Source organism: Nakamurella multipartita DSM 44233 (assembly GCF_000024365.1).
GTDB lineage: Bacteria > Actinomycetota > Actinomycetes > Mycobacteriales > Nakamurellaceae > Nakamurella > Nakamurella multipartita.
Window position 1 is genome coordinate 5,633,255 of the sequence record NC_013235.1, and the last position, 26,729, is coordinate 5,659,983.

At 71.5% G+C, this 26,729-nt stretch carries 25 protein-coding genes and 1 pseudogene; 9 read left to right on the forward strand and 17 right to left on the reverse strand.

All coding sequences use genetic code 11. The features are described from left to right. Positions 1-12: 12 nt before the first annotated feature. Positions 13-1,554 (reverse strand): amidophosphoribosyltransferase, encoded by a 1,542-nt coding sequence (gene purF / locus NAMU_RS25040; RefSeq protein WP_217180633.1) that lies wholly within the window; start codon positions 1,552-1,554, stop codon positions 13-15. A gap of 194 nt (positions 1,555-1,748) precedes the next feature. After that, entirely contained in the window at positions 1,749-2,126 is a 378-nt protein-coding gene (locus NAMU_RS25045) for a sterol carrier family protein (protein WP_015750129.1), read from the reverse strand. An 84-nt stretch (positions 2,127-2,210) separates the two neighbouring features. Here NAMU_RS25045 and NAMU_RS31570 point away from each other — a divergent pair, with 84 nt between their 5' ends. Continuing rightward, entirely contained in the window at positions 2,211-2,927 is a 717-nt protein-coding gene (locus NAMU_RS31570) for an alpha/beta hydrolase (RefSeq protein ID WP_169312553.1), read from the forward strand. Positions 2,928-3,149: 222 nt separating this feature from the next. Here NAMU_RS31570 and NAMU_RS25055 read toward each other — a convergent pair whose 3' ends face one another. After that, positions 3,150-3,935, reverse strand: coding sequence for an oxidoreductase (locus tag NAMU_RS25055; RefSeq protein WP_015750131.1), 786 nt, complete (start codon positions 3,933-3,935; stop codon positions 3,150-3,152). Positions 3,936-3,977: 42 nt separating this feature from the next. Continuing rightward, positions 3,978-4,778, reverse strand: coding sequence for an alpha/beta hydrolase (locus NAMU_RS25060; RefSeq protein ID WP_015750132.1), 801 nt, complete (start codon positions 4,776-4,778; stop codon positions 3,978-3,980). 166 nt (positions 4,779-4,944) lie between these two features. Here NAMU_RS25060 and NAMU_RS25065 point away from each other — a divergent pair, with 166 nt between their 5' ends. Further along, positions 4,945-5,904 carry a LysR family transcriptional regulator gene (locus NAMU_RS25065; protein ID WP_015750134.1) on the forward strand — a complete coding sequence of 320 codons (960 nt, stop codon included), beginning with the start codon at positions 4,945-4,947 and terminating at the stop codon, positions 5,902-5,904. A 161-nt stretch (positions 5,905-6,065) separates the two neighbouring features. On the opposite strand, the gene purL is transcribed toward NAMU_RS25065, so the two are convergent. Genes purL through purS form a run of 3 tightly spaced genes read right to left on the reverse strand, consistent with a single transcriptional unit; the run spans position 6,066 to position 9,426 of the window. Then, positions 6,066-8,489 carry a phosphoribosylformylglycinamidine synthase subunit PurL gene (gene purL, locus NAMU_RS25070; protein WP_015750135.1) on the reverse strand — a complete coding sequence of 808 codons (2,424 nt, stop codon included), beginning with the start codon at positions 8,487-8,489 and terminating at the stop codon, positions 6,066-6,068. Further along, the gene (gene purQ / locus NAMU_RS25075) at positions 8,486-9,181 is read right to left on the reverse strand and encodes a phosphoribosylformylglycinamidine synthase subunit PurQ (protein ID WP_015750136.1); all 696 of its coding nucleotides are present in this window, start codon (positions 9,179-9,181) and stop codon (positions 8,486-8,488) included. Before purQ ends, purL begins: the two co-directional genes overlap by 4 nt. Beyond that, positions 9,178-9,426 (reverse strand): phosphoribosylformylglycinamidine synthase subunit PurS, encoded by a 249-nt coding sequence (gene purS / locus NAMU_RS25080; RefSeq protein ID WP_015750137.1) that lies wholly within the window; start codon positions 9,424-9,426, stop codon positions 9,178-9,180. Before purS ends, purQ begins: the two co-directional genes overlap by 4 nt. A 373-nt stretch (positions 9,427-9,799) precedes the next feature. Here purS and NAMU_RS25085 point away from each other — a divergent pair, with 373 nt between their 5' ends. Further along, the gene (locus NAMU_RS25085; protein ID WP_015750138.1) at positions 9,800-10,366 is read left to right on the forward strand and encodes an NADPH-dependent FMN reductase; all 567 of its coding nucleotides are present in this window, start codon (positions 9,800-9,802) and stop codon (positions 10,364-10,366) included. 117 nt (positions 10,367-10,483) lie between these two features. Here NAMU_RS25085 and NAMU_RS25090 read toward each other — a convergent pair whose 3' ends face one another. Then, complete coding sequence (locus NAMU_RS25090; protein WP_015750139.1) at positions 10,484-11,740, reverse strand: acyltransferase family protein; 1,257 nt, start codon at positions 11,738-11,740, stop codon at positions 10,484-10,486. A gap of 82 nt (positions 11,741-11,822) precedes the next feature. On the opposite strand from NAMU_RS25090, the gene NAMU_RS25095 reads away from it, so the two are divergent. From NAMU_RS25095 to NAMU_RS25115, 5 genes are all read left to right on the forward strand, one after another. Further along, positions 11,823-12,566, forward strand: coding sequence for a CPBP family intramembrane glutamic endopeptidase (locus tag NAMU_RS25095; protein WP_015750140.1), 744 nt, complete (start codon positions 11,823-11,825; stop codon positions 12,564-12,566). Positions 12,567-12,781: 215 nt separating this feature from the next. Further along, entirely contained in the window at positions 12,782-13,411 is a 630-nt protein-coding gene (locus NAMU_RS25100; protein WP_015750141.1) for an MBL fold metallo-hydrolase, read from the forward strand. A gap of 57 nt (positions 13,412-13,468) precedes the next feature. Next, the gene (locus tag NAMU_RS25105; RefSeq protein ID WP_015750142.1) at positions 13,469-15,547 is read left to right on the forward strand and encodes a spermine/spermidine synthase domain-containing protein; all 2,079 of its coding nucleotides are present in this window, start codon (positions 13,469-13,471) and stop codon (positions 15,545-15,547) included. Positions 15,548-15,746: 199 nt separating this feature from the next. Further along, positions 15,747-16,352, forward strand: a complete 606-nt coding sequence (locus tag NAMU_RS25110; protein ID WP_052308249.1) for a carboxymuconolactone decarboxylase family protein — start codon at positions 15,747-15,749, stop codon at positions 16,350-16,352. Beyond that, positions 16,349-17,284 (forward strand): RNA polymerase sigma-70 factor, encoded by a 936-nt coding sequence (locus NAMU_RS25115; RefSeq protein WP_015750144.1) that lies wholly within the window; start codon positions 16,349-16,351, stop codon positions 17,282-17,284. The genes NAMU_RS25110 and NAMU_RS25115 overlap by 4 nt, the downstream gene beginning before the upstream one ends. Positions 17,285-17,371: 87 nt before the next feature. Here the strand turns inward: NAMU_RS25115 and NAMU_RS25120 are convergent, their stop codons facing one another. The 3 genes from NAMU_RS25120 to NAMU_RS25130 form a co-directional block, all read right to left on the reverse strand. Further along, the gene (locus NAMU_RS25120; protein ID WP_015750145.1) at positions 17,372-18,154 is read right to left on the reverse strand and encodes a hypothetical protein; all 783 of its coding nucleotides are present in this window, start codon (positions 18,152-18,154) and stop codon (positions 17,372-17,374) included. A 106-nt stretch (positions 18,155-18,260) separates the two neighbouring features. Further along, positions 18,261-19,346, reverse strand: a complete 1,086-nt coding sequence (locus NAMU_RS25125; protein WP_015750146.1) for a hypothetical protein — start codon at positions 19,344-19,346, stop codon at positions 18,261-18,263. 180 nt (positions 19,347-19,526) lie between these two features. Further along, positions 19,527-20,420 (reverse strand): alpha/beta fold hydrolase, encoded by an 894-nt coding sequence (locus tag NAMU_RS25130; protein WP_015750147.1) that lies wholly within the window; start codon positions 20,418-20,420, stop codon positions 19,527-19,529. 59 nt (positions 20,421-20,479) lie between these two features. Here NAMU_RS25130 and NAMU_RS25135 point away from each other — a divergent pair, with 59 nt between their 5' ends. Beyond that, complete coding sequence (locus NAMU_RS25135; protein ID WP_015750148.1) at positions 20,480-20,803, forward strand: DMT family transporter; 324 nt, start codon at positions 20,480-20,482, stop codon at positions 20,801-20,803. 39 nt (positions 20,804-20,842) lie between these two features. Here NAMU_RS25135 and NAMU_RS25140 read toward each other — a convergent pair whose 3' ends face one another. The 6 genes and pseudogenes from NAMU_RS25140 to NAMU_RS25160 all read right to left on the reverse strand — a co-directional run bounded on the left by NAMU_RS25140 (position 20,843) and on the right by NAMU_RS25160 (position 26,703). After that, a complete protein-coding gene (locus NAMU_RS25140; RefSeq protein WP_015750149.1) occupies positions 20,843-21,724 on the reverse strand; it encodes a phosphoribosylaminoimidazolesuccinocarboxamide synthase in 882 nt (293 codons plus the stop codon). A gap of 36 nt (positions 21,725-21,760) precedes the next feature. After that, complete coding sequence (locus tag NAMU_RS25145) at positions 21,761-22,306, reverse strand: HutD/Ves family protein (RefSeq protein WP_015750150.1); 546 nt, start codon at positions 22,304-22,306, stop codon at positions 21,761-21,763. A gap of 21 nt (positions 22,307-22,327) precedes the next feature. Next, positions 22,328-23,650 (reverse strand): ammonium transporter, encoded by a 1,323-nt coding sequence (locus NAMU_RS25150; RefSeq protein ID WP_015750151.1) that lies wholly within the window; start codon positions 23,648-23,650, stop codon positions 22,328-22,330. Positions 23,651-23,811: 161 nt separating this feature from the next. Continuing rightward, a pseudogene (locus NAMU_RS32025) lies at positions 23,812-23,973 on the reverse strand (helix-turn-helix domain-containing protein); the annotation flags it as partial. Between the two features lie 242 nt (positions 23,974-24,215). After that, positions 24,216-24,626, reverse strand: a complete 411-nt coding sequence (locus NAMU_RS25155) for an MmcQ/YjbR family DNA-binding protein (RefSeq protein WP_015750152.1) — start codon at positions 24,624-24,626, stop codon at positions 24,216-24,218. Positions 24,627-24,663: 37 nt separating this feature from the next. Next, complete coding sequence (locus NAMU_RS25160; protein ID WP_015750153.1) at positions 24,664-26,703, reverse strand: M3 family metallopeptidase; 2,040 nt, start codon at positions 26,701-26,703, stop codon at positions 24,664-24,666. Between the last annotated feature and the right edge of the window lie 26 nt (positions 26,704-26,729).

The window sequence follows — 26,729 nt, forward strand, 5'->3', positions numbered from 1 at the left end:
GGTGCCGCGCGATCATGGGCGGCTCAGGGCATCCTCGGCGCCGTAGCCGTGCGCGGCCACCGGGGAGCGGCCGCCCAGGTGGGCCGGTCCGGCGACGCCGCGGGCAATGCCCTCCAGCACGTGCTTGCCGACCTGATCGGGGATCTCGATCGGGTAGTCCCCGGTGAAACACGCGGTGCACAGCCGGTTCTTGGGCTGCTCGGTCGCGGCGATCAGGCCCTCCAACGAGACGTACGCCAAGGTGTCGGCGCCGATCGAGCGGCGGACCGCCTCGACGTCACCGGCGTTGGCGATCAGCTCGGCCCGGGAGGCGAAGTCGATGCCGTAGAAGCAGGGCCAGCGCACCGGCGGGGACGCGATCCGCACGTGCACCTCGACCGCGCCGGCCTCGCGCAGCATCCGGACCAGGGCCCGCTGGGTGTTGCCGCGGACGATGGAGTCGTCCACCACGATCAACCGCTTACCCCGGATGACGTCGCGCAGCGGGTTGAGCTTGAGCCGGATGCCGAGCTGGCGGATGGTCTGCGAGGGCTGGATGAAGGTCCGCCCCACGTAGGCGTTCTTGACCAGACCCTGCCCGTAGGGAATCCCGGAGGCCTGGGCGTAACCGATCGCCGCGGGTGTGCCGGACTCCGGGGTGGGGATGACCAGGTCGGCCTCGACCGGATCCTGGGCGGCCAGCCGGCGGCCGATCTCGACCCGGGACGCCTGCACGCCACGACCGGAGATGGAGGTGTCCGGACGGGCCAGGTAGACGTACTCGAAGATGCAGCCCTTGGGCGTGGGGGCGGCGAAACGCTCGCTGCGCAGGCCGTCGGCGTCGATGGCCAGCAGCTCACCCGGCTCGACCTCGCGGACGAACGAGGCGCCGACGATGTCCAGGGCGGCGGTCTCGGACGCGACGACCCACCCCCGGTCCAGCCGGCCCAGCACCAGCGGGCGCACGCCGTGCGGGTCCCGGGCGGCGTACAGGGTGTGCTCGTCGCAGAAGACGAAGCTGAACGCGCCCTGCAGGTCGGGCAGCAGCTCCATCGCCGCGGCCTCCAGGCCGGCGTCGGCGGAACGGCCGGCGAGCAGCCGGGTGACCACGTCCGAATCGGTGGAGCACTTGCCGCGGCGGGCCTTGCCGGGCAGCGCAGCGACCCGGGCCTCCAGCTCGACGGTGTTGACCAGGTTGCCGTTGTGGCCCAGCGCGATGCCGGACCCGACGTCGGTGATGGCGAAGGTCGGCTGCGCGTTCTCCCAGGTGGTCGACCCGGTGGTGGAGTACCGGCAGTGACCGACGGCGATATGGCCGACCAGGGAGGACAGGGTCTGCTCGTCGAAGACCTGGGAGACCAGACCCAGATCCTTGAACACGACGATCTGCGAGCCGTCGGCGACGGCGATGCCGGCCGCCTCCTGGCCGCGGTGCTGCAGCGCGTAGAGGCCGTAGTAGGTGAGCTTGGCCACATCCTCGCCGGGCGCCCAGACGCCGAAGACGCCGCACTCCTCGCGCGGCGAGGGATCGCGCTCGGGGTCCAGGGATGGGTCGATCGAATCGGACCGGCGCACCGTCGGGTTCGGCAGGGGCGTCGGTGCGGAGTGGGTGGCGCGAGGTGGCGTGCCTATGACCACGTAAACCGTGCTCCTCCGTGAGCGGGTGATGCCAGGGGATCAGCGGTACCCCACTGTACCTGGTTTCGGGGGTACGCCACCCCGAGAACCCGGTGACCCGGCCCGCATCGCGCGGCCGGACGGGCGCCGGGTCAGCCGGTCAGGTCGGTCAGCGGCAGCAGCGCGGACAGGTCGGCCCGGGTCCCGCTGGCGCTCACCCGGCCGTCACCCAGGGCGTCGGCCCAGCTCACCGTGCCGACGACCAGGGCCAGCCAGGTGGCCGGGTCGGTCTCGATGACGTTCGGCGGCGTGCCGCGGGTGTGGCTGAGCCCACCCATCGCCTGCACCGCCGCGTAGGGCGGGACCCGGATCTCCACGGCCTTGCCGGGATGGGCCTGGGCCAGCCAGCGCAGGCTGGCCCGGACCGCGGCGGCCACCCGATCCCGGTCCGGCGCGCCCGGCTGGTCGCTGACCTGGCGCCAGGCGGCCACCGCCGCGGCGGCCTGGCGGTGGGTCACGATGCGGGCCATGGTCGAGCAGCCTAGGGGCTGGGTCGGGCCCGGATGGCCCGCCGATTCCCATCCGAACGGCCCGCGGCTCCGGATACTCGAATTGTGAACCCCACTCATTCCGGTCCGGCCGCCGGCGGCGCGAGGATGTCCGCGATCCGGACCCCGTGCGCGGCCACCGCGGCCGTCCTGGTCCTGCACGGCGGCTCGGCCGACTCCACCGAACCCGTCGGCCCGTTCAGCCTCGCCGCCCTGCGGCTGCTCCCGGTCGCCCGAGCCATCGCCCGGGCCGACCGGAACGCGGCCGTCTACCGGCTGCGCAATGCGGTGAAGGGGTGGAACGGCGACGGGGCCACGGTGCTGGCCGACGCCCGGGCGGCGGTGGACGCGATCGCCGCCACCCATCCGGACCTGCCGGTGGTGCTCGTCGGGCACTCCCTGGGCGGCCGGGTGGCCGTGCACCTGGCCCGGTCGGCCGGGCCGGACGCGGCGGGTCCCGTGGTCGGGGTCGTCGGGCTGGCGCCCTGGCTCGAACCGGGCGACCCGGTCGAGGGGTTGACCCGGGTGCCGCTGGCCGTCGTCCAGGGCACCAACGACCGGATGATCCCCACCCGCTCGACCGAGCCGTGGCTGGACCGGGCGGCCCGGGCCGGGGTGCGGCTGCGCCGGATCGTCGTCGACGGCGGCGAACACACCATGCTGCGGCACTACCGGCGCTGGCACCGGGACTGCGTCGACGGCGTTCGCTGGGTGCTGGCGACCGCCGCCGCGGCGGCCGCCATCCCGCCGGGTCGGGCCGGCTCGGCCGGCCCCCGCCGCTGACCTCGGCGCGCCCCGCGTTCCACCCCGCCCACGCCCGCCCCGCCCGGCCTCCCCGCCCCGCCCGCGCCCGCCCGCCTTCGCGCCGCCCGGCCCCCTTCGCGCCCGGCCTCCCCGCGCGCCCGGCCTCCTTTCGCGCCGACTTGCCAGAAACGCACCGCTGAACAGAGGTCAGCGGTGCGTTTCTGGCAAGTCGGCGTTCTCGGGGGGCCGTTCGCGGCCGGCTCAGATCGTCGTGATCAGGCCGCCGTCGATCGTGACGTCGGCCCCGGTGATGTTGGCCGCCCGGTCGCTGGCCAGGAACACAACCAGGTCGGCCACCTCCTGCGGGCGGGTGAACCGGCCGGTGACGCTGCCGGCCGCGGCCTGCGCCGCGATGGCGGCCGGATCACCGCCGGCGGCCTGAGCGATGGTGGCGGCCACCCCGCCATCGCCCAGCCACAGGTCGGTCTCCACCGGACCCGGGCTCACGCTGTTGACCCGCACGCCCCGCGGTCCGAACTCCTTGGACAGTGCCTTGCTCAGGTTGGTGAGCGCGGCCTTGCCGGCGCTGTAGTCGATGACGGTCGGGTCGGGCAGGAAGGCGTTGACCGAGCCGGTGTTCACGATGCTGCCGCCGCCGGCGGCCAGCATGGTGGGCAGCACCGCCCGGGTCATCCGGACGGCGGCCATCAGGTTCAGATTCAGCGAGGTCAGCCACTGCTCGTCGGTCACGGCCAGGAACCCGTCGAGCCGGGTGCCGACGGCGCCGACATTGTTGACCAGGATGTCCACGCGGCCGCGGCCCAGGGCGGCCGCCAGCAGCTGGTCGGCGGCGTCGGCGGTGGCCAGGTCGACCGGGACGAAGGTTGCCCCGCCGGCCTCGACCAGCCCGGCCAACTCGTCGGAGAGCCGGCGGGCGCCCGCCATGACGTGGACCCCCTCGTCGACGAAGGTCCGGGTGATCGCCAGGCCGATGCCCTTGCTCGCGCCGGTGACGATGGCGACGCGGCCGTCGAGGTCGAGGTTCATGAGCGTGACTTCACGGTCAGGGTCATCGCGGTCCGATCCCGCTCAGATTCCACAGCCGCGCAGCCAGGTCAGGACCTCGTCGGCGACGTCCTTCCAGCCGTGGTCGATGGTCAACGAATGGCCCCGGCCCTCGAACTTCTTGAGGTGGGTGACCGCGATGGAGTCCCGGTACTGCTTGAAGGTGGACCGGGTGACGACGTCGGGCACCGTGTGGTCGGCGGTGCCGGAGATGAGCAGCAGCGGGCCACGACTGGCGTTGTCGGTGTCGACCGCGGCCTGCGAGTGCAGCACGAAGTTGGCCGCCGCGGCCTGGAACAGCGGCCGGGCCGGCGACGGGATGGTGTAGGCCGCGAAGAGTTGGTCGGACTCCTCCTCGGTGAGCGCGTTGCCGAAGCCGAACCGGAACTCCTTCTCGGTCAGCGCGACCGCCCGGTGCAGGTTCGCCGGATTGCCCAGGGCCGGCAGTCCGGATCGCAGCTGGGCCAGCGGCAGCGGCAGCACGCCCTTGATCTGGGCCGGGTCGATGGCCACGCCCGCGGCGCCCAGACCCTGACCCAGCAGCTTCTCGGTGATCAGCCCACCGAACGAATGCCCGATGAGCACCGGCGCGGCCGGCAGGTCCTTGATGATCTGCGCGTAGTGGTCGGTGACATCGTCGATGCCCAGGTTCGCGACCGCGTCGGGGTCCTCCCGGGCCGCCTCGACGGTGGCGGGTTCGCCCGGCCACCCTGGGGCGATCGGGTCGTAGCCGGATTCCCGGAACAGATCCATCCAGGGTTGCCAGCTGCTGGCGTGCAGCCACAGGCCGTGGATGAAGACCGCCGGGGTGGTGGGTGCGGTCACGATGGTGCCCTTCGTGGGGAGAGGTCGGTGACCGAAGCCAACACCCGCGACAAATGGGCGTCCAAGTCCCGTTCGAGCCGGATTGATAACTGCGGGATCCGGGTGCGGGCGTTACCGTGGGTCGACCGGTTCGCCCCCCCGTGATCGGATTCGACGGGAAGGCTCGATGGACCTGGATCTGCGGTCGGTTCGCTATTTCGTCGCGCTGGCCGACGAGCTGCACTTCGGTCGCGCCGCCGCGAAGCTGTACTTGAGCCAGCCGGCGCTGTCCAAGCAGATCCGCAAGCTGGAAGAGCGGCTGGGCACCCGGTTGCTCGTCCGCGACACCCGCCACGTCACGCTGACCGCCCGCGGGGAGCGGTTCCTGGTCGAGGCCCGTCAGCTGCTGGCCATCGCGCAGTCCATGCAGCAGCCGGATCGGGTGAACAGCCTGCGGATGGCGCACATCTTCGAGCTGGACACCAGTCGGGTGATCGCCGACGCCTTCGCGTCGGCCTGTCCGGACGTCGACCTGAGCGAGCACGCGATGGACAGCGCCGCTCAGCTGGAGGCGCTGCTGGAGCACCGGCTGGACGTGGCGATCCTGCGGATCAGCCCGCGGATGGTGCTGGATCATCCCGCCGGCTGGACGCACCGCCTGCTCCGGCTCGAGCCCTTGGTGCTGGTCGGTCACCCGGGCCCGGCCGGCCCGGCGGACTCGCTGCTGGATCGTCCGCTGGACGTGTTCGGCGACCCGCCCGAGTCCGGCAGCTACAACGCGCACGGCGACTACCTCACCGCGCTCGAGCACGACCTCGGCGTCCGGCTGCGGTGGCTGGGCACCCCGGGGGCGTTCAGCCACTGCCTGACCCGGGTCACCCGGGCCCCCGGTCCCACCCAGTTCCTGGAGTTCCACAGCTACGCGGTCCGGTACGCCGAGCACGGGCTGGCGCTGTCCTGGCCGCGGGAGGCGCAGCCGTACTACCCGTGGTCGCTGGCCTGGCGGGACGAGCCGGCGAGCCCGGCCCTGGCCGACTTCCTGCGGATCGCCCGGGACGAGGCCGGTCGCCGCGGCTGGCTGGCCCACCCGGCGGCCGCGCACGGGGCGCCCTGGCTGCCGCCGGACGATCCGAGCCGCGCCGCCTGACCCGAGCCGCGCCGCCTGACCCCCCGCCGACCACCACCGACTTGCCTCAGGCGAACCGCTGAAGGCGGGTCAGCGGTACGTATGAGGCAAGTCGGCGCACGTGCGGGTGGGTGGGCAGCGTGGGGCGCGGGCGGGGCGGCGGCGGGGCGCGGCCGAACCGGTCAGCCGAACAGGGCCGGCAGGGTGCCCTCCCAGGCCTGGCGCAGCTCGGCCAGGGTGAAGGTGGCCACGCCCTGGATGTCCAGGCGCTGCTCGGCGGGCGCGCCGGTGTCGCCGCGGTCGACGACGCCGACCTTGACCCAGGGCTGCTGGCGCACCGTGCACATCTCGGTGAACCGGAGCTCCTCCGTGCGCGGCACGGCGACCACCACTCGGGCGGTCGACTCGGAGAACAGCAGCCGGAAGGCGTCGGCGGCGACGTCGTCGGTGGGCAGCACGATCCGCGCCCCCGACTCGCCGCTGATGCACATCTCCACCAGCGTCTGCACCAGGCCGCCCTCGGACACGTCGTGCGCGGCCGAGATCATGCCGTCGCGCGAGCCGGCGACCAGGATCTCGCCGAGCACCCGCTCGGCCTCCAGGTCGACCGCCGGCGGGCGGCCACCCAGGTGCCCGTGCACCACGTCGGCCCAGGCGGAGCCGTCGAACTCGTCCCGGGTGGTGCCCAGCAGCAGCAGGGTCTCGCCGGTGTCCTGGCCGATGCCCGGGATGGTGCGCCGCCGCACGTCGTCGATGACGCCGAGCACGCCGACCACCGGCGTGGGCAGGATGTTCACCCCGGCGGTCTGGTTGTACAGCGAGACGTTGCCGCCGGTCACCGGGATGCCCAGCTGCGCGCAGCCGTCGGCCAGGCCACGCACGGCCTGCTCGAACTGCCACATCACGGCCGGGTCCTCGGGCGAGCCGAAGTTCAGGCAGTCGGTGACGGCCAGCGGCACCGCGCCGGTCGTCACGACGTTGCGGTACGCCTCGGCCAGGGCCAGCTGCGCGCCCGCGTACGGGTCGAGCAGGGTGTACCGGCCGCTGCAGTCGGTGGCCATGGCCAGACCGCGCTCGGTCTCGGTCGGGTCTTCGGCCACCCGGATGATGCCGGCGTCGGCCGGCTGGGCCAGCACGGTGTTGCCGCGCACGTACCGGTCGTACTGGTTGGTCACCCAGGCCCGCGAGCACAGGTTCGGCGAGGCGACCATCCGCAGGATCAGCTCACGCAGCTCACTGACCTCCGGCCGGGCCAGAGCGGCGGTGGTGTCGGCCTGCAGGGCGTCCTGCCAGTCCGGGCGCTGCACCGGGCGCCGGTAGACCGGGCCGTCGTGGGCGACCGAGCGGGGCGGCACGTCCAGCACGATCTCGCCGGCGAACTCGATGGTCAGCCGGTCGCCGTCGGTGACCTCACCGATGACGTCGGCCTGCACCTCCCACTTGGCGCAGACGGCCAGGAACTCCTGCACCTTGTCCGGGGTGACGACCGCGCACATGCGTTCCTGCGACTCGCTGGACAGGATCTCGGCCGGGGTCATGCCCTCGGCCCGCAGCGGCACGTTGTCCAGCACGATGTGCATGCCGCCGTCGCCGGCCGAGGCCAACTCGGAGGTCGCGCAGGACAGGCCGGCGCCGCCGAGATCCTGGATGCCCACCACCAGGCCGGCGTGGAAGACCTCCAGGGTGCACTCGATCAGCACCTTCTCCGCGAACGGGTCGCCGACCTGCACCGACGGCAGCTTCTTGCGCGCCTTGCTGTGCCCACTTCCGGACCCGCCACCGTCATCGGAGTCGCCCGCGAACGTGTCCGAGGCCAGCACCGACACCCCGCCGATGCCGTCCAGGCCGGTCCGCGAGCCGTACAGGATGACCTTGTTGCCGGTGCCGGAGGCGTGCGCGGTGTGCAGGTCAGAGGCCCGGAGGACGCCGATGCAGGCCGCGTTGACCAGCGGGTTGCCGGCGTAGGACGGGTCGAAGATGACCTCGCCGCCGATGTTGGGCAGGCCCAGCGAGTTGCCGTAGCCGGAGACCCCGGCGACCACGCCGGGCACCACCCGCTGCGAGTCGGCGGCGTCGGCCGGGCCGAACCGCAGCTGGTCCATCACCGCGACCGGCCGGGCGCCCATGGCCAGGATGTCGCGGACGATGCCGCCGACGCCGGTGGCCGCGCCCTGGTAGGGCTCGACGAACGACGGGTGGTTGTGCGACTCGATCTTGAAGGTGACCGCCCAGCCGTCACCGATGTCGACCACGCCGGCGTTCTCGCCGATGCCAGCCAGCATCTTGGCCTTCATCTCGGGGGTGGTGGTCTGCCCGAAGTAGGCCAAGTGCACCTTGGAGGACTTGTACGAGCAGTGCTCGGACCACATCACCGAATACATGGCCAGCTCGGCGTCGGTCGGCCGGCGGCCCAGGATCTCCCGGATCCGGGCGTACTCGTCGTCCTTGAGTCCCAGCTCGCGGTAGGGCTGCGCGACCTCCGGGGTGGCCGCGGCCCGGGCCACGGTGTCCAGCTCCGGCCCCTGGTCGACCAGGTCGACGGCACCGACCGGATCGGTGATGTCCAGGAGGTCCGCCTGGGTCGGGTGGGCCACCTGATCCGTCATGCCGAGACCCCGATCGAATCGAGCACCGAGTAGAACAGGCCGAGGCCGTCGTCGGTCGGCCCGGTGAGCGGGTCGATGGAGTGCTCGGGGTGCGGCATCAGGCCGGCGATCCGGCCGTCGGCCGAGCAGATCCCGGCGATGTCGCGCATCGCGCCGTTGGGGTTGCCCTGGTCCGGGCCGTCGCCGACGTAGCGGAACAGCACCCGGCCCTCGCCCTCCAGCTCGTCGAGCACCGCGTCGGCGGCGACGAAGCAGCCCTCGGCGTTCTTCATCGGCACCAGGATCTCGGCGCCCTCGTCGAACCGGGAGGTCCAGGTGGTCGCGGTGTTCTCCACCCGCAGCCACTGGTCGCGGCAGATGAACCGCAGGCTGGCGTTGCGGATCAGCGCGCCGGGCAGCAGCCCGGCCTCGCACAGGATCTGGAAGCCGTTGCAGATGCCCAGGACCGGCATCCCGCCGCGGGCCGCATCGACCACGGACTGCATGACGGGCGCCTGCGCGGCGATCGCGCCGGCCCGCAGGTAGTCGCCGTAGGAGAAGCCGCCGGGCACGACGACCGCGTCCACCCCGCGCAGGTCGGCGTCGGCATGCCAGAGCGCGACCGGCTCGGCACCGGAATAGCTCACGGCACGGGCGGCGTCGACGTCGTCCAGGGTCCCCGGGAAGGTGATGACGCCGATCCGGGGGCTCACCCGGCCACCTCGGCCAGGCGGGTGACCGTCCAGGTCTCGATCACCGGGTTGGCCAGCAGGGTGCCGGCGATCTCCTCCAGCTCGGCGTCGGTGACCGAGTCGTCGACCTCGAGATCGAAGTGCTTGCCCTGCCGGACGGAGGTGATGCCGGTGTGTCCGGACCGGCCGAGCGCGGCGAGGATCGCCTTGCCCTGCGGGTCGAGGATCTCCGGCTTGATGACGACATCGACGGCCACGCGAGCCACGACATACCCCCAAGGGTTCGGCGTTCGGGACGGCCGCACACCAGGGCCGCGGCGTTGCGGCTCGCGAACCTGCCCCGGTTCGGCCGCCGTCGAGCTTAGTCGGCCGGACCGCCGCGCCGATCCACCGACCTGACCCGCCGCTCGGTCCGGCGGCGCCGGAGGGGGCCGGTGGCGCGGCTGCGCGGATCAACTCACTCCGAATGTGCTGGGTGGGACAGGAGTCGCCGGGTTGGGCCGCGCTGGGGAAGTTGATCCGCGCGGGTAACGGGGCGGGGACACAGGGTGAGCACGCTCACGTCGACAACGGAATGTTGACACGTCATCCTTAGTTGAGACCTCATATATGAGCCGCGCGAACAATACGGGAGATCCGATGAGCACCCTGAAGATCGTCATTGCCTCCACCCGCCCCGGCCGCCTGGGTGAGCCGATCGGCCATTGGCTGGCCGAGCGGGCCCGCGAGCAGGGCAGCTTCGACCGGGTCGAGGTCCTGGACCTGGCCCAGATCGATCTGCCGATGTTCAACGAGCCGCACCACCCGCGGACCGGTCAGTACGAGCACCCGCACACCAAGGCCTGGTCGGCCGCGGTGGACGAGGCCGACGCGCTGATCTTCGTGTCCCCCGAGTACAACGGCTTCCCGCCGGCCACCCTGATCAACGCCGTCGACTACCTGCACGCGGAGTGGACCGGCACGCCGCTGGGTGTGCTGACCTACGGCGCCGGTGGCGGCGGCGCGCGGGCCCGCGCCCAGCTCGAGCTGCTCGGCGGCTACCTGACCATGCCGCTGGCCAGCTCCAACTTCGGCCTGGCCAACGTCTTCGGCCAGGTCCGCGACGGCGCCTTCACCCCGGTCGAGGGCAACGACGAGTCGGCCGACCGGTTGGTCGCCGAGCTGGCCGAGCTGGCCCGGGTGGCCGAGCTGACCCCCGCCGCCTGAGCCCACCCGCAGCGAATCAGCCGCCCCGAATCAGCCGCCGACTTGCCTCATTCGCACCGCTGGGCCGCGCCCAGCGGTGCGGATGGGGCCAGTCGATGGCTTAGGGGAACCGCGCGATCAGGGATGCGCGCGACGTGAGCGGGCCCGGGCCGGGTCCGGGCGGGGCGCATCCCCGCCGTCACCGACCTCGTCGTCCTCGATCGGGAAGATCCGCGGCGGCGGCGCGGTGGTCTGCGTCTGCCAGCGCCGCCCGAACAGGTAGATGACCGGCAGGGTGGCCAGCAGCGGGCCGATGATCGACACCGGACGCAGCAGCCACCACATCAGGGTCGGCTCGACACCCTCGGTCTGCGGCCCGAAGATCGACCATTCGACACCCCGGGACAGGGCCATCCCGGTGGTGTGGAACAGGAACAGCGGCAGCGCGAACCGGGTGAACACCGTCGTTGCCTTGGCGAAGGCGCCGCCCTTGCCCAGCCCGTGCATGACCGCGGGCCGCAACAGCTCGGCGACGCCGGCCTGGAAGATCATCAGCGCGATGATGCAGACCGTCGGCGGGGCCATGTTGGAGTCCTCGCCGGGCACCCCGACCATCGAGCCCGGGTACAGGCCGGAGCCGACCAGGCCGATCAGCGCGAACAGCCCGGCGAAGGTCATCACCCGGGCCTGCTGCCGGTACCGCGGCGTCTGGTAGGCCCAGTCGATCCGGCCGTCGGCGTACCGCGGGGCGCTGCCGGCCCCGGAGATCCGGTCGTAGAAGAAGCCGAGCTGGAAGCAAAAGCCCCAGACGAAGATCATGTTGACCCACTCGATGCCGGGGATGTCCACCCGGAACCGCAGGATGTCGATGACCACCGCCATCCCGCCCATCACCACCAGGACGAGCAGGTCGTACCGGCGGTGCAGCCAGACGGTGATCGGCATCAGGCAGACCAGCAGCAGGTAGACGGCCACGAACCACAACGGCGAGAGCACCATGATGATCGCCTGCCAGGCCCACTGGATGTCCCAGACGCTGGTCACGATGATGCCCAGCACGATCCATGTGCCCATCAGGGCCAGACACGGGATGGCCAGCGACCGGGCCTGCCGCAGGGCGAAGTGCCACAGCCGTTCCCCCTTGGCCGCGGCCCGCTCCCACGACTTGAGGTGCACGTAGGCGCCGATGTAGAAGAACAGCGGCATGACCTGCAAGAGCCAGGTCGCGATCCACAGGCCCGAGGTGAAACCCAGGGGGCTCGTCGCGTACGGCCCGTTGTCGTTCCAGACCAGGATGGTGAAACACCAGTGCCACAGGATGACGATGAGCAGGGAGAACGCCCGCAGGAAATCCGCGTACGGGTTGCGTTGGACCCGCTTGACCGGGCTCCCCATCACGCACCTCCCCCGCGCCCTGCCCATCGACCTGTGACGGGCATCAATGGTGCGGCTCAGCTTCCAGGTCCACGATAGGTCTATGGCCACCGTTGCCGCGGCCCGACCCGCGGTTCACCATCGCGCCCGCCGCCGACGGCGGTGGGCGCTGGCCATCGTCATCGTCCTGCTCGTCATCAGCAACATCGTCGCCAACCGGGTGATTCCGCAGTGGGCGTACGTGCCGTGGAACCTGTCCATGGCCGGCCTGCTGCTGTACGTGTCCACCCGCGGCGGGGCCGGCCCGGTGGCCATCGGGCTGGGCATCCGGCACTGGCACCGCCCGGTCGGCGTCGGGCTGCTGCTGGTCGGCAGCACCGCCCTGGTCTTCGCCCTGGGCATGATCATCCCGGCCACCCAGAACGCGTTCCTGGACACCCGCATCGGCGACGCGACCCTGGGCCAGATGCTGTTCATCGTCCTGGTGCAGATCCCGTTGGGCACCGTGGTTCTCGAGGAGGTCGCCTTCCGCGGCGTGCTGCCGGCGTTGATGGGCGGCGCCCCGGCCATTCGCTGGCGCTGGGTCCCGGTCCTGGGCGCCTCGTTCCTGTTCGGCCTGTGGCACATCCTGCCGTCGATGGGCATCGGCAACGCCAACGCCGCGGTCGGACAGACCCTGGGCACCAACCCCTGGATCACCACCACCGCCGCGGTGCTGTCGATGACCGCCGCCGGGGTGCTGATGTGCGTGATGGCCCGGGTCGGCAAGGGCATCAAGACCACCATGCTGTTGCACTGGGCGACCAACTCGCTGGGCTTCTTCGCCGCCTGGTTGCTGCTGCAGTAGGCCCGCCTCCCCCGCTCGGGCCCCGCCCCCGAACCCCAGCGACTTGCCTCAAACGCACCGCTGAGTGCGGGCGAGCGGTGCGTCTGTGGCAAGTCGGCGCGGGTTCGGCGCGGGTTCGGGGCGGCGGGGTTCGGGGCGGCGGGGTTCGGGGCAGCCAGGGCGCGGGCGCGCCCGCGCGCGTGCTCCGGGCGGGCGCGACGTAACCTGACCGGATTATGCGGATCACCAAGTACGGCCACGCGTGCCTGCACGTCGTCGACGAGGCGGCCAGCATCCTGATCGACCCCGGATCCTTCTCGGGTCCGTTCGAACAGATCACCGGCCTGACCGGGGTGCTGATCACCCACCAGCACCCGGACCACGTTGTGCCCGACCGGCTCAAGGCGGTGCTGGCGGCCAATCCGGCGGTCCCGCTCTACGCCGACCCGGACACCGTCGCAGTGCTGGCCGAGCACGACATCGAGGCCGAGCCGGTGCGCACCGGTGACGTGCTGGACCTGGGCACCAGCGTCGAGGCCACGGTGTCCGACCACGCGATCATCTACGGCGAGCTGCCCGGCATCACCAACGCCTGCTACCTGATCGGCGACCGGCTGTTCCACCCCGGCGATTCGTTCACCCTGCCGGGCCGGGACATCGACATCCTGGCGTTGCCGGTGTCCGCGCCGTGGATGGCCGTCAAGGAGGCCATCGACTACCTGCACGAGGTCGCGCCGGCCGTCGCCGTGCCGATCCACGAGAAGGGCCTGTCCAGCACGGGCATGGTCTACAGCCTCATCGATCGCCTGGCCCCGGAGGTCACCCAATGGGTGGACATCGACGACGGGGAACCGCACGACCTGTAAGGAACACCCGCCCCCTGAACTAAGCCGACCCGTCGCAGGGCCGGTGGAGGATCTCGGATGACGGACGCCGCCCAGGACAACACCGGTTCGACGACCGGTACGGTCAGCCCGACGAACCGGTGGCGGCTGCGCCGCCGCACCGAGACGGATCCGGAACGTCCCGATTACGCCGTGGTCCGGCGGCTGGTTCTCGGATCGGCGCTGATGCTGTTCCTGGAGCTGGCGCTGATCCGCTGGCTCGGCGCCAACGTGGTGCACCTGAGCTACTTCTCCAACTTCGTGCTGCTCGGCTCGTTCCTGGGCATCGGCCTGGGCTTCCTGATCGCCCGCAAACGGTGGTCGATCCTGCCGGCCGCACCGGTCATCCTGGCCGCGCTGGTCATCCTGACTTTCCTGGAACCGGTCACCATCGACCGGGCCGGCAACGACGTCATCTACTTCACCTCGCTGCACACCTCCGGCCCGCCCGCCTGGGCCGTGCTGCCGGTCATCTTCGTGCTGGTGGCCGCGTGCCTGGCCGGGCCGGCCGAGGCGGTCGGCCGCTGCTTCGCCGACCTGCGACCGCTCACCGCCTACCGCTGGGACCTGGTCGGCTCGCTGATCGGCATCCTCTCGTTCACCGCGCTGTCGTTCCTGCGGGCGCCGTCGGTGGTCTGGGGCGTCCTGGTCACCATCGGGTTCGTCCTGCTCATCGGCGGCTGGAAGCGCTGGCTCACGGCCGCCAGCGGGCTGGCCATGGTCGCGTTCCTGCTGGTCGAGACGCTGTCTCCGGGCATCTCCTGGTCGCCCTACTACAAGATCCACACCGAGGACCGGGTGTTGGCCGACGCGCCGATCACCGACATCTCGGTGAACGGGGTGCCGCACCAGATCATGCGGCCGGCCCAGGTCCGGCTGGCCGAGGAGCCGCAGTACGGGCTGCCGTACGAGCGCTCGCCGGAGAACCCGCTGGGCAACGTGCTCATCATCGGGGCCGGGTCCGGCTCGGACGTGGCGATCGCCCTGTCCAAGGGCGCGCAGCACGTGGACGCCGTCGACATCGACCCGCGGATCATGCAGATCGGCGCGGAGAAGAACCCCGACCACCCCTACGACGACCCCCGGGTCACCCGCTACGTCAACGACGGGCGGGCGTTCCTGGAGACCACCGACACCAAGTACGACCTGATCCTGTTCGCCCTGCCGGACTCGTTGGCGCTGGTCACCGGGGCCTCGCAGATCCGGCTGGAGAGCTTCCTGTTCACCGAGCAGGCGCTGACCGCGGCTCGCGAACACCTCACCGACGACGGCCTGTTCGCGATGTACAACTACTACCGCGAGGACTGGCTGATCGACCGGCTGGCCGGGACCGCCGCCGCCGCGTTCGACCACACCCCGTGCGTGGACAAGGTCGGCGGCGGGCAGGCGGTGGTCAGCGCCGCCCTGAACGAGCAGAACCAGTCGTGCGGCACGCCGTGGCAGGCCGCCGGCGCGGTGATCGCGCCGGTCACCGACGACCGGCCGTTCCTGTACTTCCAGGGCGGCTCGATCCCGGCGATCTACCTGTGGACGCTGGCCGGCATCCTGCTCATCTCGCTGATCGCGGTGCGGGCGCTGGGCGGACCGTTCCGGTCGATGCGGCCCTACGCCGACCTGTTCTTCATGGGCGCGGCGTTCCTGCTGCTGGAGACCAAGAACATCGCCACGTTCGCGCTGCTGTTCGGCACCACCTGGCTGGTCAACGCGTTGGTGTTCGCCGGTGTGCTGGTGATCGTGCTGGCGGCGGTGGAGACCACCCGCCGGTTCCGCACGCCGCCGTTGCCGCTGGTGTTCGCCGGCATCGCCGTCTCGTTGGCGGTGTCCTACTTCATCGAACCCGACTGGCTGCTCACCCTGCCGTTCTGGCCGCGGCTGGTGGTGGCCACCCTGCTGGCCTTCATCCCCATCTACCTGGCCAACGTGGCCTTCTCCAAGCGCTTCGGCGCCTCCGAGGACTCCCGGTCGGCGTTCGGGCTGAACCTGCTCGGCGCCATGCTGGGCGGCTGCATGGAATACCTGGCCCTGCTCACCGGCTACCGGAACCTGCTCATCCTGGTCGCCGCGCTGTACCTGTGCGCCTTCCTGCTCGCCCCCCGCAAGGGCCTGGTGACCATCTGACCTCGCGCGGATCAACTACCCCGGCGCGGCTCAACTCGCGCTCAACCGTCCCACCCGTCCCATCCGGTGCGAGTTGATCCGCGCGGACGGTGCCGGCCGGTGGGAAGCCGCGCAGCGCCACGGGCTGCCGGTGGCGATCCACATCGGCGGGCTGTCACACCGGCTGTCACACCGCGAGCCCGGTCGGTGTCCCATGGGCATGACTGCCACCATTCCGGCCTCCCGGACCATCCCGACCCTGACCCACTCCCCCCGCGCCCGGGTCCCTCTCGACCCGCCGACCGGCCGCTTCGCCCGGCTGGTGGACCGCCTGGTCGCCCGCCGGTTCGGCGGCGCCGCCGACCCGTTGCGGGCGATGTGGCACAACCCGCGGGTACTGCGCGCCGACCTGGCGCTGGAGGCCGGGGTGTCCCGGTTGCGCACCCTGCCCGGCCACCTGGGCAAGCTCGCCGAGATGACCGTCGCGCTGCGCATCGAATGCGAGTGGTGCATGGACTTCGGCTACTTCCTCGCCCACGCTCAGGGCATGGACCCGCAGAAACTGGAGCAGGTGCCGACCTGGCGGACCAGCGACGCGTTCACCCCGGTCGAGCGCCGGGTGATGGAGTTCGCCGAGGCGGCCACGGCCACCCCGCCGGCGGTGACGGACGAGATGGCCCAGGACCTGCGCACCGACCTGGGCGAGGACGGGCTGGTCGAGCTGACCATGCTGGTGGCGGTGGAGAACCTGCGGTCCCGCTTCAATTCGTCGTTGGGCCTGTCCTCGCAGGGTTTCTCGGAGAGCTGCCGGGTGCCGGGCCGATGACCGCCGGTGAGCCCGCCGACCCGGCCCCCGCCGACCCGACTCACGGCGGACTTGACGATTTCGTCCGGCACCGAGACCTGCTGTTCACGATCGCCTACGAGATCACCGGCTCGGTGGCCGACGCCGAGGACGTCGTCCAGGAGAGCTACCTGCGCTGGCAGGAGGCGGTGGCCGGCGCGACCGAGATCCGGCATCCGCGGGCCTACCTGGCCCGGATCGCCACCCGGCAGGCCCTCAACCGCAACCGGGGGAACGCCCGGCGACGGGAGGAGTACGTCGGTCCCTGGCTGCCCGAGCCGCTGGTGACCGTGCCCGACGTCGCCGAGGACGCGGTGCTGGCCGAGTCGGTGTCGATGGCGATGATGGTCGTGCTCGATTCCCTGACCCCGGACGAGCGGGCGGTCTTCGTGCTGCGCGAGGTGTTCGCGTTCGGGCACGACGAGATCGCGGCGGCGATCGGCAAGTCGCCGGTCGCGGTCCGGCAGATCGCGCACCGGGCCCGGTCCGGGGTGCAGTCCCGCCGCCCCGATCTGGATTCGTCGACGTCGCAGAACGCGGCCGCCCAGCAGGTGACGGCGCGGTTCCTGCAGGCCGCGACCACCGGCAACCTGCAGGATCTGCTCGACGTGCTCGCCCCCGACGTGGTGCTGATCACCGACGGCGGCGGCAAGGTCAACGCCGCCCGCCGCCCGATCGCCACGGCGGACAAGGTCGGCCGGTTCCTGCTCGGCATCCGCGATCGGGGCGTCGGCGACGCGCAGTACGACCTGGTCACGGTGAACGGACGGCCGGGCGTGCGGGCCTACCTGGATGGGGTGCTGGACACCGTGTTGACCTGGAACGCCGTCGACGGCCGGGTCACCGCGATCTACCTGGTGCGCAACCCGGACAAGGTCGGCACGGCCGACCGGACCAGATCCGTGACCCGCTGACCGCACGCCAGCCGTATCGGAAAGGGTCGGCCGGGCAGCCGGAAAGGGCCCGGCCAGACGGCCGGGCCCTTTCGAACCAGGGGGTGGTCAGTGCCCGCCGGCGATGTAGTTCTTGAGCTGGGGCGCGTCGTTAACGTTGAACAGGCCGCCGCGCAGGTTGGTGGGCACGTTGACCGCGTTCATGTCGGCCTCCATCACCCGGTAGTTGGTGACCGCCTGGCCACCGACGGTCGGGGCGGCCGGCTGGGTGATGGTCACGTTCTTCACCAGGTACTCGTTGCCGCCGTAGCTGAACCGGAAGTCGCCGGTGAACGTGGCCGTGCTGGTCGAGGCCTCGATCCAGACCGCCTTGTTCGGCATGGCGGTGGCCCAGATCTGGGCGGTGTCGGAGGTCGAGGAGTCCCAGGTGTGGCCGCCGCTGAACTTGAAGGACAGCTCGGTGTCGACCACGCCGGCCAGGTCGTACCCGAACGAGGTCTCCACCGAGCCACCGATCTTCACGCTCGAGGACTCGGTGTGCTTGACGCTCAGCTCCAGACTGATCTTGTCGGTGGCCGAGCCGGCGACGCCGGGGATGCCGGTCTTGCCGTCGGCGAAGGTGGCCGGCTGCCAGTCGGACGTGCCAAAGGTCGGCTGGCCGTTCGGGATGAAGGTGTGGTCGGGGGCGTCCTTGTAGTGGGTGAGCAGGTTGACCGCGGCGTCCTTGTTGGTGGTGGCGTCGATGACGACCAGATGCCCGCTGCCGGCGACGACCCCGGCGTTCGGATCGACGGCGGTGCTGTCCGCCTGGGCCATCCCGACGGCGAAGGTACCGATGACGCCGGCGGCGAGAATCGCGGTGCCCATGCGGGCAATGGTGCGGATGTTCATGGTGATCTCCTATGGGGGGCCAACTCTCGCCCGGGGCGTGGTCGGCGGCGGTGGCGGATCGGGATGGTGCTGGGCCGGCGCGGGATGATGCCGGCCGAGGGGCTGCTTACTTGTCGCCGTCGCAGCTGGCGTCGCTGATCGGGCAGGAGTGCGGCATCTCCAGCTCGCCGACCCGGATCGGTGAGGTCGAGGAGTTCGGGTTGACCAGGTCACCCTGGGCCAGCGTGACGTTCTTGATGTCGAAGGTGACGCCTTCCGGGGTGGTGAACTGCAGCTCACCGGTCAGGGATCCGGTGGACTCCTTCTTGTCGATCCAGCCGACCTGACCCGGCTCGACCTCCATGTCGGCGGTCACCTCGGTGGAATCCTCGGTGCCCCAGTCCTTGTCCAGGTCCACCGAGGCGGCCAGCTTGGCCGACGCGCCGAACACCTTCATGCCGACCGAACCGGTGATCTCCAGACCGAAGTTGGCGCTCTGGCCGACCGAGGTCTCCTGGCCCGCGAGCAGCTTGGCCGGCGCCGACGAGTTGTTGTAAAGCATGCCGGTGGCCCGGGTGGGGGCGCTCCAGTTCCAGGCCTCGGAGCCGGTGTTGGTGGTCCACTTGGTGCTGCCGTCGACGGCCCGCGGGAACTGGCTGTTCACCGCCGAGGTCGCGGCGGCCGAGTCGGTCTGGTTGTCGATCGCCACGGTCACCGGGGTGTTCCAGAACACGTCCCAGTGGTACTGGTACCCGTCCTGGTCCTGGGTCTCGTGCGAGAGCGTGGAGGTGGGCCGCTGCGCGTGATAGGCGGAGTCCTGCAGGTAGATCGAGTCGTAGCCGTTGTTCTCCACGATGTCGACGGTCTGCTGCTTGTTCTTGTAGGTGATGCCGGCCGACTGCCCGGTCACGTCATAGGTGTATTTCCAGTCGGCCATGTTCACGCCGGTGTCCGCGTCCCAGACGCCGGTCTGCCCGGGCCCGATGGTCTTGGGCGCCGGCGCCTGGGTGCCGGGCTCGGAGACCGAGGTCAGGTTCCAGGTGTAGGGCGTGTAGTTGGTGACCTGGACCATCGAGAAGCTCTGCGGGTCCGCGCCGGTGTCGGCGCTGGCCGGGTTCGCGCCGAGCAGCGTGGCCATCGCAACACCGGCGACCACCAGGCCACCGGCCACCGCACGGCCGGCGACGCCACGGCCCTTCATCGTCTTCGTCATCTGTGAGAACCTCCGTCGACGCCCTCCGCTGAGGGCCTGCGGCGCCGCTCGCCGCTATCAACGACTCTCGTCCGTCGCGGTCGTTCGAACAGTCCGTCGGCCGGCCGACCGCGGGGATGAACCGTCCTCGTCCGATCGGGGGACAGGGACGGTGCGGGCGGCGGACTGCGCCGGCCGAGCTCAGCCCAGGAAGGTGCGGATCTCCAGCTCGATCTCGTCGGGCAGCTCCTCGGGCAGGTAGTGACCGCAATCGACCGATCGGCCGGTGACGTCGTCGGCGACGCCGCGCCACAACGCCAGCGGGTCGAACAGCCGGTGCACGATGCCTCGCGCACCCCAGAGCACCCGCAGCGGCACGGCGATCCGCCGGCCGGCCGCGCGGTCGGCCCGGTCGTGCGCCAGGTCGATGGTGGCGGCCGCGCGGTAGTCCTCGCACATGCCGAAGGCCCGGTCCGGCCCGGTCATCGCGTCGACGTACCGGTCGAGCACCTCCGGCGGGAACGGGTCCAGGCCGGCCGATCCGCTACCCATCAGCTGCTCCACGAACAGCCGCGGCTGCGCCCCGATCAGCTCCTCCGGCAGCGGCGCCGGCCGGATCAGGAAGAACCAGTGCCAGTAGGCGGTGGCGAACTCGCGGGTCGTGCCCTCGTACATGTCCAGGGTGGGCGCGATGTCCAGCAGCATCGCCCGGGTGACCCGGTCCGGGTGGTCGGCGGCCAGCCGGGCGGTCACCCGGGCGCCGCGGTCGTGCCCGACCACCGCGAACCGGTCGTGGCCGAGATGCTCCAGCAGGGCCACGCAGTCGCGGGCCATCTCTCGCTTGCTGTAGGACGCGTGGTCGGCGGTGGCCGGCGGCCGCTCCGAATCGCCGTAGCCCCGTAGGTCGGGCGCGACGACGAAGAAGTCGCGGGCCAGCGAGGGCGCCATCCGGTGCCAGATCAGGTGCGACTCGGGGAAGCCGTGCACCAGCAACAGCGGCGGCCGGGCCGGGTCCCCGCCGACCCGGCCGCGCAACCGCACCCCGTTGACCCGGACGTCCAACTCCGCGAAGCCCTCGAACATGGAGCTGATCATGCCGGGCCGCGCGGGTGTGGCGTACCGGCGACGACCGAGCGGGTTGGCACACTCACCCCATGGCATGGGTGATCCTGATCGTGTCCGGGCTGCTGGAAGCCGGCTGGGCGCTGTCGCTCAAGGCGTCCGACGGGCTGTCCAAGCTCTGGCCGTCGGTGGCGTTCGTCGTGCTGCTGGTGGCCTCGATGGCCGGGCTGATGGTCGCCCTCAAGACGCTGCCGGTCGGCCCGGCCTACGCCGTCTGGGTCGGCATCGGCGCCGTCGTCACCGCCGTGGTCGGCATGATCGCCTTCAAGGACCCGGTCAACGCGCTGACCATTGGCTCGATCGTGCTGATCATCGCCGGCGTGGTTGGCCTGCAGGTCGCCGGCGCCGGGCACTGACCGGCCGCGACCAGCGCCCGCGACCGGCGATCAGCGGGGTCAGTGGATCCAGCTGCTGAACGGGCGGCCCGAGATCAGCTGGTAGGCCTCGATGTAGCGGGACCGGGTGGCGCCGACGACGTTGTCCGGCAACGGTGGCGGCTGCTCGCCGGAGTGACGGTCCCAGCCGGACTCGGGCGAGGTCAGCCAGTCCCGCACGTACTGCTTGTCGAACGAGGGCTGCACCTGGCCGACCCGGTAGCCGAAGCTGGGCCAGAACCGGGACGAGTCGGGAGTGACCAGCTCGTCGCCGAGCACGATCGTGTCGCCCAGCAGGCCGAACTCCAGCTTGGTGTCGGCGACGAGCATGCTGCGGGTCAGCGCGTGCGCGGCGGCCCGCTCGTACAGGGTGATGCTCAGCTCGCGCAGCTTCTCGGCCAGCGGGGCGCCGATGGTCCTGGCCACCTCGTCGAACGAGACGTTCTCGTCGTGCTCGCCCTGCTCGGCCTTGCTGGCCGGGGTGAAGATCGGCTCGGGCAGCATCGAGGCCTCGGTCAGGCCCGGCGGCAGCGCGATCCCGCAGACCTCGCCGGTGCGCTGGTAGTCGGTCAGCCCGGACCCGGTCAGGTAGCCGCGGGCCACGCACTCCACCGGCAGCATCTGCAGCTTGCGGACCAGCAGCGCGCGGCCGCGGACCTCGTCGGGAATGCGCGGGTCGTCGTAGGAAACCACATGGTTGGGCACGACGTCGCCCAGCAGCTCGAACCAGAACACGCTCATCGCCGTGAGCACCCGGCCCTTGTCCGGGATGGGCGTGGGCAGCACGTAGTCGTAGGCGCTGATCCGGTCGGAGGCGACCATCAGCAGCAGCTCGTCGTCGACCTCGTACAAGTCACGGACCTTGCCCGTCGACAGGTGGCGGTAATCCTCAAGAGTGGGCACGATCGCACGCTACTGGCCTTCCGGGCCGCACGCGCGTCACCGCCGGGCGCCGCGCTGATCGGTGTCGACCCCGGTGATCAGGACGACCAGCGCAGCCTCGGCGCGGGCGCTCCCGGCGGCCACCGGCGCCAGCGTGTCCAGCGGGCCCAGGCGGGCGCCGTCGGGCACGATGACCGACCCGGTCAGCACCACCATCGCCGCGGCCGGCGGGACGGCACCGCAGATCCGGTCGACGCTCACGTCGGCGCGGCCCCGGCCGCGGTCGGTCATCACGTTCACCGCGACGACCGGGCCGGCCAGCGGCGCGGCCGTCACCGGGACCTCACCGGCAAAGGACCTCACCTGGCCGGCGGTGAGCCGGTCGGTGACCCCGCCCACGGTCAGCTCGAGCTCACCTCGGGCGACCACGAAAATCCGGTCGATCTCGGGGAACCGGGAGAATTCGCCGGCCGCGGCGATGGTGGCGATGCTCAGCCGCCACCCGTCGCCCCGGCGGATCTCCCGGGTGCGTCCCCTCCCGTTGCGCCACGGCGAGTCCGGCACGTCCTGGTACCGGATGACCGGGCCGGCGCAGGTGTTCATCGGTGCAGTGTCCCGGGCCGGTCAGCTCACCGGCGCGTCGGCGACCCGCCGGTGATGAGCGCCCAGCGGAGCCGTCTCCTCGTCCCCGGCGGCCGCCGCCCCCAGGTCGTAGGCGGTCTCCCCGTGCACGGCCAGGTCCAGGCCCTGCTGCTCGTGGTCCGGGCTCACCCGCAGCCCGATGGTCTTGTGCAGCACCAGCGCGATGATCGAGGTTACGACGAAGGAGTAGGCGATGACGGCGCCGGCGGCCACCGCCTGCACCCCGAGCAGCTCCCAGCCGCCGCCGTAGAACAGCCCGGACCGGCCGTTGGGGGCGGCGTCGGTGGCCAGCAGGCCGATGAGCAGGGTGCCCAGGATGCCGCCGACCAGGTGCACCCCGACCACGTCCAGCGCGTCGTCGTAGCCGAAACGCCGCTTGAGGCCGATGGCGAACGGGCACACCGTGCCGGCCACCACCCCGATGATCAGGGCGCCGACCGGGGACACCGCGCCGCAGGACGGGGTGATGGCCACCAGGCCGGCGATGAGGCCGGACGCCGCGCCCAGGGTGGTGGCGTGCCCGTCGCGGAACTTCTCCACCACGAGCCAGGCCAGCAGGGCCGTGCAGGCGGCCGCGAAGGTGTTCAGGAAGACCACCGACGCCGCCGTCCCGGCGGCCAGCGCGGAGCCGCCGTTGAAGCCGAACCAGCCGAACCACAGGATGCCGGCCCCGAGCACCGTGGCCGGCAGGTTGTGCGGCCGGGGCGCGTGCGGCCAGCCCAGCCGGCGACCGAGCACCAGGACGACGGCCAGACCGGCGATGCCGGCGTTGATGTGCACGGCCGTCCCGCCGGCGAAGTCGATGGCCCCCAGGGTGTTCGCGATCCACCCGCCGACCACCGAGCCGTCCGGGGCGTCGAACGCGAACACCCAGTGCGCGACGGGCAGGTAGACCAGGGTGACCCACAGGCCGGCGAAGACCATCCAGGCGCCGAACTTCATCCGGTCGGCGACCGCGCCGGCGATCAGCGCCACCGTGATGGCCGCGAACAACGCCTGGAAGGCGGCGACCAGGATCGGCGGCAGGGTGGCGTCCGGGGTCGGCGCCATCAGCTGGCCGAGGCCGAGATATTCGAACGGATGACCCAGCAGCCCAAGGGATCCCAGCGAGGTGCCGAAGACGGCCGAGTAACCGAAGAGCACCCAGATGACGCCGGTGACGGCCACCGAGCCCAGCACCATCATCATCATGTTCAGGGTGCTGCGGGCCGCGGTCATGCCGCCGTAGAACAGGGCCAGGCCGGGGATCATCAAGCTGACGGCCATCGAGCTGGCCAAGATCCACGCTGTACTTCCGGTGTCCATGCTGATGCCTTCCCGGGTCGTCACGGTCGTCTGGGTCGTCGCCGCACACGGTCTCGACGCCCCCGCCGATCGACGGAGCGAAGACTACTGGTGAGAGACTGTGTCTAATAGCAGTAGACAGGCGTGATGTTTCCGCGGGCGGCCGTTCGGTTACAGCCGTGTCAACACGACGGCGGATCAGCCGGGCGGGCGGCTGCTGATCTCCCAGGCGCTGCAGGCCAGCCAGAGCTCGGCCACGTCCCGGTTCGCCGCACGCTGCGGCCGGTGAGCTTTTCCACCCGGTCGAGCCGGTAGACCAGGGTCTGGCGGTGCACCCCGAGGACCGCGGCCGTGTCGCCCTACCGCAGACGGCAGCTCAGACCGGATCTGAGGTGCCTCAGTTGCGGACGGGTGTGCGTGATGGGCGCGGGCCGGGCGGGTGCACTCGACTCCGCGACGGACAGCTGCACTCCGCGAGGGTGTTCCCTACTCCGCATCGACAAGGAGTGGAGAACCCCAACGTGGAGTGGGGTTGCCCAACGTGGAGTGGGGGTGCCCGGGGTGGAGTGGGGTGCCGGCCGGTCGATCAGGTCGGGTGCTCGGCCAGCCAGGCCCGGGCCCGGGTCTTGGAGGCCCGGCTCAGCCAGGCGTCCTGCACCAGCTCGGTCAGCTCGGTCAGCGACAGCCGGCCCAGCTCGCTCTGCCGGATCAACACCGACGGGTGGCCGTTGAAGTGCGCAGTGGTGAAGTAGGGCGGGCCGGACTGCAGCAGCGCCTGCTTGTCCTGCTCGCCGTCCACCCAGAACACGATGACGTCGTCGTACTTCTCCCCGGTGTCCGGGTCACGGGCGTCCGGCCGCGGCGTCCGGAAGAACACGAAGCTCTTGCCGCCGACCTGGTAGACCGGTCGGTCCTCGGTGCCCGGATAGACGGTCACATGCGGCATCCCGGCGGCGAGCTGATGCACGTCGGACACCCGGGCGCGACGGTCGGCCATGGGACCAGTGTCCCGCGACCCGGCCCGCCGGGCCGGGTCAGCCCGTCCGGTCCAGCCCGCGACGGCGCAGCAGCGGTTCGATCCGGGCGTCCCGACCGCGCAGCGCCCGGAAGGCATCCAGCGCAGGCACCGACCCGCCGACCGAGAGCAGGGTGGCCCGCAGGTGGTCGCCGTTGGCCCGGGTCAGGCCGCCGTTCTCGGTGATCATGTCGACGGTGTCGGCGTCCAGCACCTCCGACCAGATGTAGGAGTAGTAGCCGGCCGAGTACCCGCCGTCGAAGATGTGCTGGAAATAGGTGCTGCGGTAGCGCGGGGGGACCAGGGCCAGGTCGATCCCGGCGGCGGCCAGCGCGGCCCGTTCGAACTCGACCACGTCCGGCACCACGTCGTCGGGCCCGAGGCGGTGCCAGGCCTGGTCCAGCAGCGTCGCGGCCAGGTACTCCACCGTGGCGAACCCCTCGCCCCACAGCTGGGCGGCCCGGATCGAGTCCACCACCGCCGCGGCCAGCGGCTCCCCGGTGTGCACGTGCCGGGCGTACCCGGCCATCACCTCCGGCCAGAAGATCCACATCTCGTTGACCTGGCTGGGGTACTCGACGAAGTCGCGAGGCACGTTCGTCCCGGAGAAGCGCGGGTAGCGGACCCGGGAGAGCAACCCGTGCAGCGCGTGCCCGAACTCGTGGAACAACGTGCGCAGCTCGTCCAGCGTGAGCAGGGCCGGTTCGCCGGCCGCCGGGTGCGGGATGTTGAGCACGTTGACGATCACCGGCGGGGTGCCCATCAGCTCGTTCTGGTCGACGAATGAGCTCATCCAGGCGCCGCCGCGCTTGCCCTCCCGGGCGAAGTAGTCGCCCAGGAACAGCCCGATCGGCTCGCCGTGGGCGTCCCGGACCTCCCAGATCCGCACCTCCGGGTGGTAGCCGACCAGGTCGGTCCGCGGCACCAGCTCGATGCCGAACAGGCCGCGGGCGGCCGCGAACACCCCGTCGGTGAGCACCCGTTCCAGCTCGAAATACGGGCGCAGCGCGGCGGTGTCGACCTGGTAGCGCTCGGTGTAGATCCGCTCGCTGTAGTAGGCCCAGTCCCACGGGGCCAGCTTGTCGACGCCGTCCGCGGCGGCCGCCGCCGCCAGCAGCTCGGCCTCGGCCCGCGCGTTGGCCACCGCCGGTCCGACCAGCCGGCCCAGGAACTCGTCCATCGCGGCCAGTGACCCGACGGTCTGGTCGGCGACGGTCGCGTCGGCGTGGGTGGCGAATCCGAGCAGCTGCGCCCGCCGGGCCCGCAGCGTCGCGATCTGCAGCACCAGCGGCCGGTTGTCGTGCTCGCCGCCCTCGGCCCGGTGCACCGACGCCTCGAACAGCCGGCGGCGCACGTCCCGGTTGCGCAGCACCTTGAGCAGCGGCTGGCCGGTGGGCAGCACCAGGGAGATGACGTACTTGCCGGTCAGCCCCCGGTCGGCGGCGGCCGCCGCGGCCGCGGCGATCGCGTCCGGGGACAGGCCGTCCAGCTCGGCGACGTCGTCGACCACGACCACCGCGGCCTCGGTCGCCTGCAGCAGGTTCTGCCCGAACCGGGTGGTCAGCGTCGACAGCTGCTCGTTGAGCTCGGCCAGCCGGCGACGCCCCTGCTCGTCCAGCCCGGCGCCGGCCAGCACGAAGTCCAGGTGGTAGCGGCGCAGCAGCTGGGCGTCCTCGCCGGTCAGCGTGGGTGCGGCCGCCTCGGCCCGGGCAATCGCATCGATCCGGGCGAACAACGCCGGATCCAGGCGGATCCGGTCGTAGTGCGCCGTCAGCGCGGGCACCACCCGCGCCTCGACCGCGCGCAACGCCTCGGTCGAGCAGGTGCCGGTGAGATTGAAAAACGTGCTCGACACCCGCACGAGCCGGGTACCGGCCCGCTCCAGCTCCACGATCGTGTTCGCAAGGGTCGGCTCCTGCACGTTGTCGGCGATCGCCCGAACCTGCGCCTGGTGCTCGGCCATCGCGGCCAGGAAGGCCGGTTCGAGATCGTCGGTCCGGATCTGGGGAAACGGCGGCAGCTGGAACGGGAGGGTGGACGGCTCGGCGACGTCGTACATGGGCCGATCATCCACCGACCCGCCGG

Bases quoted from the DNA above. Each gene is read 5' to 3' on its own strand.
- NAMU_RS25045 (WP_015750129.1), bottom strand. From the start codon at position 2,126: ATGGCCCGCATCGTGACCCACCGCCAGGCCGCCGCGGCGGTGGCCGCC.
- NAMU_RS25055 (WP_015750131.1), bottom strand. From the start codon at position 3,935: ATGAACCTCGACCTCGACGGCCGCGTCGCCATCGTCACCGGCGCGAGC.
- NAMU_RS25065 (WP_015750134.1), top strand. From the start codon at position 4,945: ATGGACCTGGATCTGCGGTCGGTTCGCTATTTCGTCGCGCTGGCCGAC.
- purL (WP_015750135.1), bottom strand. From the start codon at position 8,489: ATGACGGATCAGGTGGCCCACCCGACCCAGGCGGACCTCCTGGACATC.
- NAMU_RS25085 (WP_015750138.1), top strand. From the start codon at position 9,800: ATGAGCACCCTGAAGATCGTCATTGCCTCCACCCGCCCCGGCCGCCTG.
- NAMU_RS25090 (WP_015750139.1), bottom strand. From the start codon at position 11,740: ATGGGGAGCCCGGTCAAGCGGGTCCAACGCAACCCGTACGCGGATTTC.
- NAMU_RS25095 (WP_015750140.1), top strand. From the start codon at position 11,823: ATGGCCACCGTTGCCGCGGCCCGACCCGCGGTTCACCATCGCGCCCGC.
- NAMU_RS25100 (WP_015750141.1), top strand. From the start codon at position 12,782: ATGCGGATCACCAAGTACGGCCACGCGTGCCTGCACGTCGTCGACGAG.
- NAMU_RS25105 (WP_015750142.1), top strand. From the start codon at position 13,469: ATGACGGACGCCGCCCAGGACAACACCGGTTCGACGACCGGTACGGTC.
- NAMU_RS25110 (WP_052308249.1), top strand. From the start codon at position 15,747: ATGACTGCCACCATTCCGGCCTCCCGGACCATCCCGACCCTGACCCAC.
- NAMU_RS25115 (WP_015750144.1), top strand. From the start codon at position 16,349: ATGACCGCCGGTGAGCCCGCCGACCCGGCCCCCGCCGACCCGACTCAC.
- NAMU_RS25120 (WP_015750145.1), bottom strand. From the start codon at position 18,154: ATGAACATCCGCACCATTGCCCGCATGGGCACCGCGATTCTCGCCGCC.
- NAMU_RS25125 (WP_015750146.1), bottom strand. From the start codon at position 19,346: ATGACGAAGACGATGAAGGGCCGTGGCGTCGCCGGCCGTGCGGTGGCC.
- NAMU_RS25130 (WP_015750147.1), bottom strand. From the start codon at position 20,420: ATGATCAGCTCCATGTTCGAGGGCTTCGCGGAGTTGGACGTCCGGGTC.
- NAMU_RS25135 (WP_015750148.1), top strand. From the start codon at position 20,480: ATGGCATGGGTGATCCTGATCGTGTCCGGGCTGCTGGAAGCCGGCTGG.
- NAMU_RS25145 (WP_015750150.1), bottom strand. From the start codon at position 22,306: ATGAACACCTGCGCCGGCCCGGTCATCCGGTACCAGGACGTGCCGGAC.
- NAMU_RS25150 (WP_015750151.1), bottom strand. From the start codon at position 23,650: ATGGACACCGGAAGTACAGCGTGGATCTTGGCCAGCTCGATGGCCGTC.
- NAMU_RS25155 (WP_015750152.1), bottom strand. From the start codon at position 24,626: ATGGCCGACCGTCGCGCCCGGGTGTCCGACGTGCATCAGCTCGCCGCC.
- NAMU_RS25160 (WP_015750153.1), bottom strand. From the start codon at position 26,703: ATGTACGACGTCGCCGAGCCGTCCACCCTCCCGTTCCAGCTGCCGCCG.